Here is a 13,794-nt window from a genome sequence, read left to right on the forward strand (position 1 = left end):
TCATCCAGGTCGAGAGGCGTTGCAACGGGTCCGGTCTCCTGCGCCGGTATCCGCCACGCTCGGCAGAGTCAAGGACGCCTTCCGTCATGGAAGGAGTGCACGTGACCGCTGTGACATCAGAGACGACGAGCACCACGGCATCGGAGTTCACGCCGAACGTGCGCCCGGACTGCACCGAAGAACTGCAGGCCGCGCTGCGCGAACGCATCCTGGTGATCGACGGTGCGATGGGTACCGCGATCCAGCGCGACCGGCCCGACGAGGCGGGCTACCGCGGTGACCGATTCACCGAATGGCCGACCGCACTGCAGGGCAACAACGACCTGCTGACACTGACGCAGCCGCAGATCATCGAGGGTATCCACCGCGAGTACCTCGAAGCGGGCGCCGACATCCTCGAGACCAACACGTTCAACGCGAACGCGGTCTCGCTCGCCGACTACGACATGGCGGACTTCAGCTACGAGCTGAACTACGCCGGCGCCGCGCTGGCCCGTAAGGCCGCGGACGAATTCAGCACCCCGGAGCGGCCCCGCTACGTGGCCGGCGCGATCGGGCCCACGACGCGGACCGCGTCGATCTCGCCCGACGTCAACGACCCCGGCGCTCGCAACGTCTCCTACGACCAACTGGTCGCCGCCTACCTCGAGGCGGCCAACGGCCTGGTCGACGGCGGTTCTGATCTGCTGATCATCGAGACGATCTTCGACTCGCTGAACGCCAAGGCCGCGGTGTTCGCCGTGGAGACGCTGTTCGAGCAGCGCGGCCGCCGCTGGCCGCTGATCATCTCGGGCACCATCACCGACGCGTCCGGCCGCACCCTGTCCGGTCAGGTCACCGAGGCCTTTTGGAACGCGATCCGGCACGCCCGGCCGCTCGCGGTGGGACTGAACTGCGCGCTGGGTGCCCCCGAGATGCGGCCCTACATCGCCGAGGTGGCCCGCATCGCCGACACGTTCGTGTCCTGCTACCCGAATGCCGGTCTGCCCAACGCGTTCGGTGAGTACGACGAATCGCCCGAGCGGCAGGCCTCCTACATCGCCGAGTTCGCCTCGGCGGGCCTGGTCAACCTCGTCGGCGGGTGCTGTGGCACCGCGCCGCCGCACATCGCCGAGATCGCCAAGGTCGTCGACGGCAAGCCGCCCCGTCAGCTGCCCGAGATCCCCGTCGCGACCCGGCTGTCGGGCCTCGAGCCCCTCAACATCAGCGAAGACTCGCTGTTCGTCAACATCGGTGAGCGCACCAACATCACCGGCTCGGCCCGGTTCCGCAACCTGATCAAGGCCGAGGACTACGACAGCGCGCTGTCCGTGGCGTTGCAGCAGGTCGAGGTCGGTGCGCAGGTCATCGACATCAACATGGACGAAGGCATGATCGACGGCGTCGCCGCGATGGATCGCTTCACCAAGCTGATCGCGGCCGAACCCGACATCAGCCGCGTGCCGGTGATGATCGATTCCTCGAAGTGGGAGGTCATCGAGGCGGGCCTGAAGAACGTGCAGGGCAAGCCGATCGTGAACTCGATCTCGCTCAAGGAGGGCGAGGAGAAGTTCGTCCGCGAGGCCCAGCTGTGCCGCAAGTACGGCGCGGCCGTGGTCGTGATGGCCTTCGACGAGCAGGGCCAGGCCGACAACCTGGAGCGCCGCAAGGAGATCTGCGGGCGCGCCTACCGGATCCTGACCGAGGAGGTCGGCTTCCCGGCCGAGGACATCATCTTCGACCCGAACTGCTTCGCGCTGGCCACCGGCATCGAGGAGCACGCCACCTACGGCATCGACTTCATCGAGGCGTGCTCCTGGATCAAGGAGAACCTGCCGGGCGTGCACATCTCCGGCGGCATCTCGAACGTGTCGTTCTCGTTCCGCGGCAACAACCCGGTGCGCGAGGCGATCCACGCGGTGTTCCTGTTCCACGCCATCAAGGCCGGCCTGGACATGGGCATCGTCAACGCCGGCGCACTGGTGCCCTACGACTCGATCGACCCCGAGCTGCGGGACCGGATCGAGGATGTCGTGCTGAACAGGCGCGAGGACGCCGCCGAGCGCCTGCTGGAGATCGCCGAGCGGTTCAACAAGACCGAGAAAGGTGAGGACCCGGCAGCGGCTGAGTGGCGCTCGCTCCCGGTGCGCGAGCGCATCACCCACGCTCTGGTCAAGGGCATCGACGCCCACGTCGACGACGACACCGAGGAATTGCGCGCCGAGATCGACGCGGCGGGCGGCCGGCCGATCGAGGTCATCGAGGGCCCGCTGATGGACGGCATGAACGTCGTCGGAGACCTGTTCGGCTCCGGCAAGATGTTCCTGCCCCAGGTGGTGAAGTCGGCGCGCGTGATGAAAAAGGCTGTTGCCTACCTGCTTCCGTTCATCGAGGCGGAGAAGGAAGCCAACGGTGCCGCGGCCGCGAAGGACACCAACGGCACGATCATCATGGCGACCGTCAAGGGCGACGTCCACGACATCGGCAAGAACATCGTCGGGGTTGTGCTGCAGTGCAACAACTACGAGGTCATCGACCTCGGCGTGATGGTGCCCGCGGCCAAGATCCTGGAGGCCGCGAAGGAACACGACGCGGACATCATCGGGCTGTCGGGACTGATCACGCCGTCGCTGGACGAGATGGTCAACTTCGCCGTCGAGATGGAGCGCGAAGGCCTGGAGATCCCGCTGCTGATCGGCGGGGCCACCACGTCGCGAGCGCACACGGCCGTCAAGGTCGCGCCGCGGCGCAGCGGTCCGGTGGTGTGGGTGAAGGACGCGTCGCGTTCAGTGCCGGTGGCGGCCGCGCTGCTCGACGACAAGCAGCGGCCGGCCCTGCTCGAGGCCACCGCCAAGGACTACGCCTCACTGCGTGAGCGGCACGCCCAGAAGAACGAGCGGCCGATGCTGACCCTGGAGAAGGCGCGCGCCAACCGGACGCCGATCGATTGGGAGGGCTACACGCCACCGGTCCCGGCACAGGGCCTCGGGGTGCGGGAGTTCCTGGATTACGACCTGGCCGAGCTGCGCGAGTACATCGACTGGCAGCCGTTCTTCAACGCTTGGGAGATGAAGGGCCGGTTCCCCGACATCCTGAACAACCCGGCGTCAGGTGAGGCGGCCCGCAAGCTGTACGAGGACGCCCAGGAGATGCTGGACACCGCGATCAAGGAGAAGTGGCTGACCGCCAACGGGGTCATCGGCTTCTTCCCCGCGAACGCCGTCGGTGACGACGTCGAGGTCTACACCGACGACACCCGCACCGAGGTGCTGACCACGCTGCGTAACCTGCGCCAGCAGGGTGAGCACCGCGACGGGATCCCGAACCGCAGCCTCGGCGACTTCATCGCGCCGAAAGACACCGGGCTGGCCGACCACGTCGGTGCGTTCGCCGTCACCGCCGGGCTGGGCAGCGGAGACAAGATCGCCGAGTTCAAGAAGGCCAACGACGACTACAGCGCGATCCTGCTGGAGTCGCTGGCCGACCGGCTCGCCGAGGCGTTCGCCGAGCGGATGCATCAGCGGGTGCGCCAGGAGTTCTGGGGCTACCAGCCCGACGAACAGCTCGACAACGCCGATCTGATCGGGGAGCGCTACGTCGGAATCCGGCCCGCGCCAGGCTATCCCGCCTGCCCGGAGCACACCGAGAAGGTGACGCTGTTCGATCTGCTCGACGTCACCGCGCGCACCGGTATCGAGCTGACCGAATCGATGGCGATGTGGCCTGGCGCCGCGGTCAGCGGCTGGTACTTCTCGCATCCGCAGTCGCAGTACTTCGTGATCGGGCGGCTGGCCCAGGATCAGGTCGCCGACTACGCCCGTCGCAAGGGCTGGACGCTGGCCGAGGCCGAACGCTGGCTCGCCCCGAATCTGGGCTACAACCCGGAGGACTGATCAGGTGGCGAAGGTGTTCGCCCGGCTCGACGAGTCGCTGCGCGAGTTCATCGCCGCCCAGGCGATGTTCTTCGTGGCGACGGCGCCGTCGGCGGAAGGTCGGATCAATCTGTCGCCCAAGGGATATCGTGACACGTTCGCGATTCTCGACGACCGGACCGTGGCGTACCTCGACCTGTTCGGCAGCGGTGCCGAGACGATCGCCCACCTGCGGGACAACGGGCGCATCACCGTGATGTTCTGCTCGTTCACCCGGCAGTCACGCATCCTGCGGCTGTACGGCACCGGGCGGGTGGTGCGTCCGGACGATGCCGAGTTCGCTCGCGTCGCTTCGTGTTTCGACGGGGAGCATCCAGGGGTTCGGTCCGCGGTCGTCATCGACGTCGAACGCATCGCCGACGCGTGCGGATTCGCGGTGCCCTACTACGAACTCGTCGGCGAGCGGCCGGTCCTCGACGACTACCACGCGACGGTGACCGAGGAGAAGTTCGCGCGGCGCATCGCCGGGGACAACGGCCGCAGCATCGACGGCCTCCCGGCGCTGGAGCCCGATCATCCGCTGCCGCGTCAGTCGTCGATGTGATCGTCGCCTCGGTGGGGTTCGCAGATTGGCTCGTGGCCCCGCCCGCGTGACACAATTGCCGGGTGCAAGCGGTGCTGTGGGACATGGATGGCACGCTCGTCGACTCCGAAAAGCTCTGGGACGTCTCGCTGTCTGCGCTCTACGAATCGTTCGGCGGCGAGATGAGTCGCGAGACCCGGACCGCGCTGGTCGGCGCGTCGGCGCAGGAGACGATGGTCACGGTGTATGCCGAGCTCGGTCTCGACCCCGATCCGGACGCGATGGCCGATTCGATTCGCTGGCTCCACACCTACACCGGTGAGCTGTTCGATCGCGGTCTGCCGTGGTGCGACGGTGCCCGCGAGATGCTCGATTCACTTGCCGCCGCCGATGTTCCGATGGCTCTGGTGACCAACACGCAGCGTGCGCTGACCGAACGGGCGCTCAACAGCATTGGACGGGACTATTTTTCGGTGACCGTGTGCGCTGACGAGGTGGCCAGCGGTAAGCCCGAACCCGATCCGTATCTGCGCGCGGCCGAGGTGCTCGGCCTGCTCCCCGCCACGTGCCTCGCTGTCGAGGACTCGGTGACCGGTGCGGCAGCCGCGGAGAAGGCCGGCTGCGCAGTGTTGGTGGTACCCAACGACGTCCCCGTCCCCGGCGGGATCCGGCGCCGCCATGCCGATTCGCTGGCGGGGCTCGGCGCGGTGGATCTGCGCCGTATCCACTCCGAGATCGATCGCGAGCTGCACAGCGCATAAACCCCCGCACTTGTGGGAATGCCCCCGACCGTCGGTCACGAGTGATTGAATGTGACGGGTATCACGCGAGGGTGCGGAAGGGTGTCTGATGGCCGGTCAAGGTGGTCCAGTCGGGGAAGGCCCCGAGATTTTCGCCGAGGGTGAGGACTTCTCCTCGGGCAAGACCGCGATCCGCATCGCGTCGGTCGCTGCGCTGGGCGGGTTGCTGTTCGGCTACGACAGTGCGGTGATCAACGGCGCGGTCGACTCCATCCAGGAGGATTTCGGCATCGGCAACGCCGAGCTGGGTTTCGCAGTGGCCTCGGCGTTGCTCGGCGCGGCCGCGGGAGCCATGACGGCCGGCCGGATCGCCGACAAGATCGGCCGTATCGCGGTGATGAAGATCGCCGCGGTGCTGTTCCTGATCAGCGCCTTCGGTACCGGCTTCGCACACGAGGTGTGGACGGTGGTGCTGTTCCGGATCGTCGGCGGCATCGGCGTCGGAGTCGCCTCGGTGATCGCGCCGGCCTACATCGCAGAGACGTCACCGCCCGGCATCCGCGGCCGGCTCGGCTCGCTGCAGCAGCTGGCCATCGTGTCGGGCATCTTCGCCTCGTTCGCGATCAACTACCTGTTGCAGTGGCTGGCCGGCGGACCCAACGAGCCCCTCTGGATGGGCCTGGATGCGTGGCGGTGGATGTTCCTGGCGATGGCGGTGCCCGCGGTCGTCTACGGCGCGCTTGCGTTCACCATTCCCGAATCCCCGCGCTATCTCGTTGCCACGCACAAAATCCCGGAGGCACGCCGGGTGCTGACCCGGCTGCTGGGCCAGAAGAACCTCGAGATCACCATCAGCCGGATCCAGGAGACGCTCGAGCGCGAGGACAAGCCGTCCTGGCGGGACATGAAGAAGCCGACCGGCGGGATCTACGGCATCGTCTGGGTGGGCCTGGGGCTGTCGATCTTCCAGCAGTTCGTCGGCATCAACGTGATCTTCTACTACAGCAACGTGCTGTGGCAGGCCGTCGGGTTCAGCGCCGACGACTCCGCGATCTTCACCGTGATCACCTCGGTGATCAACGTGCTGACCACGCTGATCGCGATTGCGCTGATCGACAAGATCGGCCGTAAGCCACTGCTGCTGATCGGGTCGACGGGCATGGCGGTCACGCTCGTCACCATGGCGGTGATCTTCGGTCAGGCGACGCTCAACCCCGACGGCACTCCCAGTCTGCCCGGCGCATCCGGGACGATCGCACTGATCGCGGCCAACCTGTTCGTCGTCGCGTTCGGCATGTCGTGGGGCCCGGTGGTGTGGGTGCTGCTCGGCGAGATGTTCCCGAACCGCATCCGCGCCGCCGCGCTCGGACTGGCCGCCGCGGGGCAGTGGGCGGCCAACTGGCTGATCACCGTCACCTTCCCCGGCCTGCGGGAGCACCTCGGCCTGGCCTACGGCTTCTACGGCCTGTGCGCGGTGCTGTCGGGTCTGTTCGTCTGGCGCTGGGTGATGGAGACCAAGGGCGTGTCGCTGGAGGACATGCACGGCGAGATCCTGCAGCAGGACAAGACTGCGGCGACCTAGGGCTTGGCGCTGCGGGACCGGCCGATCGCGGCTCTTGCCGCCTGACGTGACAGAATCGGCCAACGTGAAGACCTTCGACGCCCTGTTCGCCGAGCTCAGTGAGCGGGCCCGTACGCGGCCCACAGGCAGCGGCACCGTCGCCGCGCTGGACGGCGGGGTGCACGGTATCGGCAAGAAGATCCTCGAGGAAGCCGGCGAGGTGTGGCTGGCTGCCGAACACGAGAGCGACGAGTCGCTGGCCGAGGAGATCAGTCAGCTCCTCTACTGGACGCAGGTGCTGATGCTCTCGCGCGGTCTCACCCTCGACGACGTGTACGGGAAGCTGTGACATGCTGCGCGTCGCGGTCCCCAACAAAGGTGCGCTGAGCGAATCAGCCTCGGAGATCCTGTCCGAGGCTGGCTATCGCCGCCGCACCGATCCCAAAGACCTCACCGTCGTCGACCCGGCCAACAACGTCGAGTTCTTCTTCCTGCGGCCCAAGGACATCGCGATCTACGTGGGTTCAGGGCAGCTGGACCTCGGTATCACCGGACGTGACCTGGCCGCCGATGCGGACGCCCCGGTGCAGGAGCGCCTGGCGCTCGGCTTCGGCGCGTCCACCTTCCGCTACGCCGCGCCCGCCGGCCGTGACTGGCAGGTGTCCGACCTGGCGGGTAGGCGCATCGCGACCGCCTATCCGAATCTGGTCCGAAAAGATCTGGCCGACAGAGGGATCGAAGCGACCGTCATCCGGCTCGACGGTGCCGTGGAGATCTCCATCCAGCTCGGGGTGGCCGATGTCATCGCCGACATCGTCGGATCGGGCCGGACCCTCGGCCTGCACAACCTGGTGGCCTTCGGCGAATCGCTCTGCGATTCCGAGGCGATCCTGATCGAGCGCGCCGAGTCAGCCCCGAACCCGGCGCGCGACCAGTTGGCCGCGCGGGTGCAGGGCGTGGTGTTCGGCCAGCAGTACCTGATGCTCGACTATGACTGCCCCCGTACGGTTCTCGAGCGCGCCACCGAAGTCACCCCCGGCCTCGAATCGCCGACGATCGCGCCGCTGGCCGACCCCGCGTGGGTCGCGGTCCGGGCGCTGGTCCCGCGCCGCGACGTCAACGCGATCATGGACGAGCTCGCCGCCATCGGCGCCAAGGCGATCCTGGCATCGGACATCCGGTTCTGCCGCTTCTAGCGTGTTAGCGTCGCGGTGTCCAACCACGGAGGTCTCCGATGACGCAGGTCGTTGTTCTCGTGCTAGCGCTCTTGATCGGGGTGATCGCCGGCCTGCGCGCCATGACCGCCCCCGCCGCCGTCGCCTGGGGTGCCCTTCTCGGCTGGATCGGCGTCGACGGTAAATGGTCGGAGTGGGTCGCCCACCCGATCACCGTCACCGTGCTCACCATCTTCCTGGTGATCGAACTCGTCACCGATCAGCTCCCGAAGACGCCGAGCCGAAAAGTGCCGCCGCAGTTCATCGCTCGCATCCTCACCGGTGGCTTCGCCGGTGCGGTCATCGGCAGCGCCTCCTTCCACACCTTCATCGGGACCGGGGCCGGCATGATCGGCGCCGTCCTCGGCACCCTCGCCGGCGCCGAACTCCGCAGCCGGGTCGCCGCGGCGCGCGGCGGCAATGACCGCCCGGGCGCATTCGGTGAAGACGCTCTCGCTGTCGTGGGCGGCTTCGTGGTCGCCTTCCTCGTGAGCCTGGTCGCGGCATGACGCAGAAGTTCGACGCGATCATCGTCGGCGCCGGACAGGCTGGTCCGCCGCTGGCCGGCCGGCTCACCGCCGCGGGCCAGAAGGTCGCCGTCATCGAGCGCAAACACGTCGGCGGAACCTGCGTGAACACCGGGTGCATTCCCACCAAGACTCTCGTCGCCAGCGCACATGCCGCCCACATCGCCCGACGCAGCGCCGACTTCGGCATCGGCACCGGGGATGTCACCGTCGACATGGCCGCGGTCAAGGCTCGCAAGGATCGGATCAGCCTCGGCGACCGGGAGGGCGTCGAATCCTGGCTGGACGGCATGGACGGTGCCACGCTGATCCGCGGTCACGCCCGTTTCGAGGATCCGCACACCCTGCGCGTCGACGACCAGGTGCTCGAAGCGGACCGCATCTTCCTCAACGTCGGTGGCCGCGCGGTCGCCCCGGACATGCCCGGGCTGGCCGACATCGACTACCTGACCAACGTCGGCATCCTCGAACTCGACGTGGTGCCCGAGCATCTGGTGATCATCGGCGGCAGCTACATCGCGCTCGAGTTCGCCCAGATGTACCGGCGTTTCGGCGCCGAGGTGACCGTCATCGAGAAGGGGCCACGGCTGACCTCCCGGGAGGACGAGGACGTTTCCGCAGCCATCCGGGAGATCCTCGAAGGCGAGGGCATCCAGGTCGTCACCGGAGCCGACGGCATCTCATTCGCCAAGCAGGACAACGGATCTCGATCGGGATTCACGGTCACCCCGCGTGCAGGTGCCGATCCGATCGTCGGGTCACACCTGCTGGTCGCCGTCGGGCGCCAACCCAACACCGACGATCTCGGACTCGACGCCGCCGGCGTGGAGACCGACAAGCGCGGCTACATCACCGTCGACGACCAGTTGCGCACCAACGTCGCCCACATCTGGGCGATGGGGGACTGCAACGGCCGCGGCGCGTTCACCCACACGTCGTACAACGATTTCGAGATCGTCGCCGCCAACCTCCTCGACGACGACCCGCGCCGGGTCAGCGACAGGGTGCCCACCTACGCGCTCTACATCGATCCGCCGCTGGGTCGCGCCGGCATGACCGTCGACGAGGTGCGTCGTTCGGGACGCAAGGCCCTGGTCGGCAAGCGACCGATGACGCGGGTCGGGCGCGCGGTCGAGAAGGGGGAGACGCAGGGTTTCATGACGGTGGTCGTCGACGCCGAGACCGAACAGATCCTCGGAGCGGCGATCCTCGGCGTCGGCGGCGACGAGGTGATCCACGACATCCTCGATGTGATGACTGCCAAGCTGCCCTACACCGCGATCTCGCGCACCATGCACATTCACCCGACGGTCAGCGAACTGCTGCCGACGTTGCTGCAGGAGCTGACCCCGTTGGAGTGAGAGCCCCCTTGACTGTGGCTTGAGTCACAGTAATATGACCAGTGGTCATATCAAGCCTGGGAGGCGCGATGCCCACGGTCACCTGGTCCCGTCTCGGCGGTGAACGCCGGGCCGCGGTGGTGGCCGCCGCGGAGTCCGAATTCGCCGCCCACGGCTTCTCGGGCGGCAGCCTCAACGTCATCGCACGCCGTGCGGGCGTGGCCAAAGGGAGCCTCTTCCAGTACTTCGCCGACAAGCGCGACCTGTACGCCTACATCACCGACGTCGGCAGCCAACGCGTGCGGACGTACATGGAAGACCAGATCCGCGAACTGGATCCGGCGCGGCCGTTCTTCACGTTCCTCACCGATCTGCTCGACGTGTGGGTGGCCTACTTCGCCGAACATCCCCGCGAACGGGCGCTGCACGCCGCGGCCAGCTTCGAGGTCGACACCGATGCCCGGGTCAGCATCCGCGCGGTCGTGCATCGGCACTATCTGGAGGTGTTGCGGCCGCTCGTGCAGAATGCTCGCGCGCGCGGCGACCTGCGTCCCGACGCCGACATCGATGCGCTGCTGTCGCTGCTGCTCATGCTGCTGCCCCACCTCGCGCTCGCACCCTATGTGCGCGGCATGGACCCGCTGCTCGGCCTCGACGAACTCTCGCCGGACCAGCCGGCACTGGTCGTGCGCCGCTACGTCGCGGTGCTCGGCTCCGCTTTTGGATCCGACACCGCTTTTGGCTCCAGCACCAGACCTCAGCCCATCGCAACGCACGAAGGAGAAACCGCACATGGCTCACACCGCTAGGACACGATCGGATTCGCTGGCCGCCGGCGGCCTCAACTGGGACAGCCTGCCGCTCAAGCTCTTTGCCGGGGGCAACGCGAAATTCTGGAATCCCGCCGACATCGACTTCTCCCGCGACCGCGCCGACTGGGAGGCGCTGACCGATCTGGAGCGCGAGTGGGCGACCCGGCTGTGCGCCCAGTTCATCGCCGGCGAGGAGGCGGTCACCCAGGACATCCAGCCGTTCATGGCCGCGATGCGCGCCGAGGGCCGCCTCGGCGACGAGATGTATCTGACCCAGTTCGCGTTCGAGGAGGCCAAGCACACGCAGGTGTTCCGGCTCTGGCTCGACGCCGTCGGGGTCACCGACGACATGCAGGTCTTCCTCGACGATCTGCCGACCTACCGCACGATCTTCTACGAGGAGCTGCCCGCCTCGCTCGATGCGTTGGTCAGCGACCCGTCGCCGGCCGCACAGGTGCGTGCGTCGGTGACGTACAACCACGTCATCGAGGGCATGATGGCGCTGACCGGATACTATGCGTGGCACCGCATTTGCGTCGACAACAACATCCTGCCGGGGATGCAGGAGCTGGTGCGCAGGATCGGCGACGACGAGCGGCGGCACATGGCCTGGGGCACGTTCACGTGTCGGCGTCACGTCGCGGCCGACGACAGCAACTGGGCGGTGTTCGAGAGCCGGATGAACGAGCTGATTCCCTTGGCGCTGAAGAACACCGACGACGCGTACGACCTCTACGACGAGATCCCGTTCGGACTGCAGAAGGACGAGTTCCAGGCCTACGCCGCCGACAAGGGGATGCGCCGGTTCGGCACCATCAGCAGCGCCCGCGGCCGCCCGCTGGGGGAGATCGACGTCGACTACTCGCCGCTGCAGCTCGAGGACACCTTCGCCGACGAGGATCGCAAGGCGCTCGCGGCCTCTGCCTGAGGTCTGCCTAGAGCTCGTCGGAGAAGTCCGCGGTGATCCAGCGGTCGGGCCGTACCAGGAAGATCACGCTCGCACTGCCCTCCATGGCTTCGACGAACGCGCGGCCGCCCTCTTCGCCGAGGTAGCGGATCGCGATGGTCTCCGCGATGTCCCGCGGCGCCGGATCGAGGGTGTCGACCACGCTGCCCTCGACGGTGACGTACTGGTACGGCGGCTCCTCGCGCTGGACCACCAGGCTCAGCGCGCCGGCCTCGCGGATCAGCCGCGCCTTGCGTGACGACGATCCCGTGTTGATGCGGATGAGTCCGTCGACGTAGTCGTACCAGATCGGGACGCTGGCCGGCGGCCGGCCGTCCGAGGTCGCCACCGACAGCACGCCGACGTGCAGATCGGTGAGGAACTTCTGCCGCTCTTCGTCCGAGAAAGCCTTCATGGTCAGGCCCAACAGTGCCGCAGATCACTGTTATTCCCGGGTGGCGTCAGGGTTGGCGTCAGGATTGTCGCTGCACGAGAAGCGTCTGCGCCGACGTGCCGATGAACCCGTTGCGATCGAAGATCTCGGCGGTGGTGACCCCGATGCCGTCGGGGCCGATCGAGGCCCGCGCGCGCAGGCCGAAATCTTGTCCGACGGGAAGTCGATGCAGGTGCACGACGGTGTCGGTGTTCATGAACACGAACTGCGCGGGGTCGAGGACCGCGCCGGCGCCGTTCGCGCAGTCCACCACCATCGCCAGCCGTTGTAGCGCTGTCGTCGGCTCCGAATCGACCAGCGGCACAAGGGGAGTCATCCAGGCTTCGAAGGCCGCGTCAGGCGAGGTCCGTTGCCAGCGCCACTGGACTGTCTCCAGATAGCCGGTGGCGCCCTCCCACGCGTGCGTCGCGCCCGCCGTCTCACCCTCGAGCATCGGTGGGTGGCGGTCCTGCGCGGCGTCCGCTGTCTCACTGATCGCCAGCAGCCAGGCGGTCAGTCGCGCGACGGTCCGGGAGCTGCCGTCGCTGCGGTCGACCACCATCTCGGCGACCATCAACGCGATGCGGGCGCCCGGGCGGTCCACCCAGGCTCGCACCTTCACCGTCGCCACCGGGATCGCGCCCAGGATGTCCAAGCTCAGGCGTCCGACCCGCATCCCGGTGTCCTCGGCCAAGCGCTCGATCGCTCTGGTGAGCAGCGCCAGCGGCGGCGAGCCGTGCTGGATCTGCGGACCCCAGTTGCTGCGGGTGCCGTCGGTGGACTCGAACACGTCGAATCCCCCGTCGACGCCCCGGGAGCGGAAGAGGCAGTCGATCACGCTGCGGCTCCGGGGGCGCGCAGCACCGCATCGGGATCGCCGTCATCGGGAGCACCGGCCGGGACCTGCGGCCATCCGGGATACGGCGGCGGGGTGCCGCCGAACGCCGGGCAGAACGACTGATGTGCACACCAGTTGCACAGCCGCGACGGATTCGGCCGGAAATCGCCTGTGACGCCGGCGGATTGGATCGCCGTCCAGATGGCCATCAGCGTCTTCTCGAACCGCAGCAGTTCGTCGAGATCGGGGCTGTAGTCGAGCAGCTGGCCGTCGGCCAGATAGATCAACCGCAGCCGCGTCGGCTGTACGCCGCGGGACCGCAGCAGCGCCACCGCGTAGAACTTCATCTGGAACATCGCCTTGAACTCGGCCAGCGCGCGGGCCGCGGGCGGCGCCTTCCCGGTCTTGTAGTCGACGACGCGCATCTCCCCGGTGGGCGCGACGTCGATGCGATCGATGAAGCCGCGCAGCAGCGTGCCGTCGGCCAGCTCGACCTCGACGCGCTGTTCGCATGCCTGCGGGTCGAATCGGGTCGGGTCCTCGAGCCGGTAGTAGCCCGCCAGCAGCGCCCTGGCCTCCTCGAGCAGAACTGACCGCATGTCGGGACCAATGTCCTCGGCCAGGGCCGGCTTGTCGGCGAGCACGCGCTCCCATGCCGGCGACGCGAGTGCCAGTGCTGTCTCCGGCACCCGCTCGGCGGCAGGCAGCAGGTACAGCTGCTCCAGCGCGGCATGTACCAGGGACCCACGCACCTGTGCGGTCGACGACGGCTCGGGCAGACGGTCGATCGCGCGGAAGCGGTACAGCAGCGGGCACTGCTTGAAATCGCTGGCCCGCGACGGGGACAGCGCCGGCCGGCGTATCTCCCGATCAGGCTGCGCGTCCACGGTGCCCACCCTAGAACCGGCCGCCGACAGATCGGGGCAACCCGGCCGTAGCCGGCGCCGCC

The 13,794-nt window shown here is 67.7% G+C and carries 13 protein-coding genes; 10 read left to right on the forward strand and 3 right to left on the reverse strand.

The window, feature by feature from the left end; all coding sequences use genetic code 11:
• Positions 1-86: 86 nt before the first annotated feature.
• The 10 genes from metH to DMB80_RS13270 all read left to right on the forward strand — a co-directional run bounded on the left by metH (position 87) and on the right by DMB80_RS13270 (position 11,556).
• Entirely contained in the window at positions 87-3,872 is a 3,786-nt protein-coding gene (gene metH / locus DMB80_RS13225) for a methionine synthase (protein ID WP_111510266.1), read from the forward strand.
• Positions 3,873-3,876: 4 nt separating this feature from the next.
• On the forward strand, positions 3,877-4,455 hold the full coding sequence (locus DMB80_RS13230) for a pyridoxamine 5'-phosphate oxidase family protein (RefSeq protein WP_111510267.1): 579 nt from the start codon (positions 3,877-3,879) through the stop codon (positions 4,453-4,455).
• A gap of 62 nt (positions 4,456-4,517) precedes the next feature.
• Entirely contained in the window at positions 4,518-5,195 is a 678-nt protein-coding gene (locus tag DMB80_RS13235) for an HAD family hydrolase (protein ID WP_111510268.1), read from the forward strand.
• 88 nt (positions 5,196-5,283) lie between these two features.
• A complete protein-coding gene (locus DMB80_RS13240; RefSeq protein WP_111510269.1) occupies positions 5,284-6,756 on the forward strand; it encodes a sugar porter family MFS transporter in 1,473 nt (490 codons plus the stop codon).
• A gap of 46 nt (positions 6,757-6,802) precedes the next feature.
• On the forward strand, positions 6,803-7,084 hold the full coding sequence (locus tag DMB80_RS13245) for a phosphoribosyl-ATP diphosphatase (protein WP_111510270.1): 282 nt from the start codon (positions 6,803-6,805) through the stop codon (positions 7,082-7,084).
• A gap of 1 nt (position 7,085) precedes the next feature.
• Positions 7,086-7,931: an ATP phosphoribosyltransferase gene (hisG, locus tag DMB80_RS13250; RefSeq protein WP_111510271.1), complete on the forward strand. Its 846-nt coding sequence runs from the start codon at positions 7,086-7,088 to the stop codon at positions 7,929-7,931.
• 38 nt (positions 7,932-7,969) lie between these two features.
• Positions 7,970-8,458: a DUF4126 family protein gene (locus DMB80_RS13255; RefSeq protein WP_111510272.1), complete on the forward strand. Its 489-nt coding sequence runs from the start codon at positions 7,970-7,972 to the stop codon at positions 8,456-8,458.
• Positions 8,455-9,837 (forward strand): FAD-containing oxidoreductase, encoded by a 1,383-nt coding sequence (locus tag DMB80_RS13260; protein ID WP_111510273.1) that lies wholly within the window; start codon positions 8,455-8,457, stop codon positions 9,835-9,837. The genes DMB80_RS13255 and DMB80_RS13260 overlap by 4 nt, the downstream gene beginning before the upstream one ends.
• A gap of 68 nt (positions 9,838-9,905) precedes the next feature.
• Entirely contained in the window at positions 9,906-10,625 is a 720-nt protein-coding gene (locus tag DMB80_RS13265; RefSeq protein ID WP_111510274.1) for a TetR/AcrR family transcriptional regulator, read from the forward strand.
• Positions 10,609-11,556, forward strand: coding sequence for a R2-like ligand-binding oxidase (locus DMB80_RS13270; RefSeq protein WP_111510275.1), 948 nt, complete (start codon positions 10,609-10,611; stop codon positions 11,554-11,556). Before DMB80_RS13265 ends, DMB80_RS13270 begins: the two co-directional genes overlap by 17 nt.
• A gap of 7 nt (positions 11,557-11,563) precedes the next feature.
• Here DMB80_RS13270 and DMB80_RS13275 read toward each other — a convergent pair whose 3' ends face one another.
• From DMB80_RS13275 to DMB80_RS13285, 3 genes are read right to left on the reverse strand one after another with little or no spacing between them, the layout of a single operon-like run.
• Entirely contained in the window at positions 11,564-11,989 is a 426-nt protein-coding gene (locus tag DMB80_RS13275; RefSeq protein WP_111510276.1) for a pyridoxamine 5'-phosphate oxidase family protein, read from the reverse strand.
• A 58-nt stretch (positions 11,990-12,047) separates the two neighbouring features.
• Positions 12,048-12,845 (reverse strand): thioesterase family protein, encoded by a 798-nt coding sequence (locus DMB80_RS13280; protein WP_111510277.1) that lies wholly within the window; start codon positions 12,843-12,845, stop codon positions 12,048-12,050.
• On the reverse strand, positions 12,842-13,732 hold the full coding sequence (locus DMB80_RS13285; RefSeq protein ID WP_111510317.1) for a RecB family exonuclease: 891 nt from the start codon (positions 13,730-13,732) through the stop codon (positions 12,842-12,844). Before DMB80_RS13285 ends, DMB80_RS13280 begins: the two co-directional genes overlap by 4 nt.
• Between the last annotated feature and the right edge of the window lie 62 nt (positions 13,733-13,794).

It is taken from the genome of Mycobacterium kyogaense, assembly GCF_003254575.1.
Taxonomy (GTDB): domain Bacteria; phylum Actinomycetota; class Actinomycetes; order Mycobacteriales; family Mycobacteriaceae; genus Mycobacterium; species Mycobacterium kyogaense.

Bases quoted from the DNA above. Each gene is read 5' to 3' on its own strand.
- metH (WP_111510266.1), top strand. From the start codon at position 87: ATGGAAGGAGTGCACGTGACCGCTGTGACATCAGAGACGACGAGCACC.
- DMB80_RS13240 (WP_111510269.1), top strand. From the start codon at position 5,284: ATGGCCGGTCAAGGTGGTCCAGTCGGGGAAGGCCCCGAGATTTTCGCC.
- hisG (WP_111510271.1), top strand. From the start codon at position 7,086: ATGCTGCGCGTCGCGGTCCCCAACAAAGGTGCGCTGAGCGAATCAGCC.
- DMB80_RS13255 (WP_111510272.1), top strand. From the start codon at position 7,970: ATGACGCAGGTCGTTGTTCTCGTGCTAGCGCTCTTGATCGGGGTGATC.
- DMB80_RS13260 (WP_111510273.1), top strand. From the start codon at position 8,455: ATGACGCAGAAGTTCGACGCGATCATCGTCGGCGCCGGACAGGCTGGT.
- DMB80_RS13265 (WP_111510274.1), top strand. From the start codon at position 9,906: ATGCCCACGGTCACCTGGTCCCGTCTCGGCGGTGAACGCCGGGCCGCG.
- DMB80_RS13270 (WP_111510275.1), top strand. From the start codon at position 10,609: ATGGCTCACACCGCTAGGACACGATCGGATTCGCTGGCCGCCGGCGGC.
- DMB80_RS13275 (WP_111510276.1), bottom strand. From the start codon at position 11,989: ATGAAGGCTTTCTCGGACGAAGAGCGGCAGAAGTTCCTCACCGATCTG.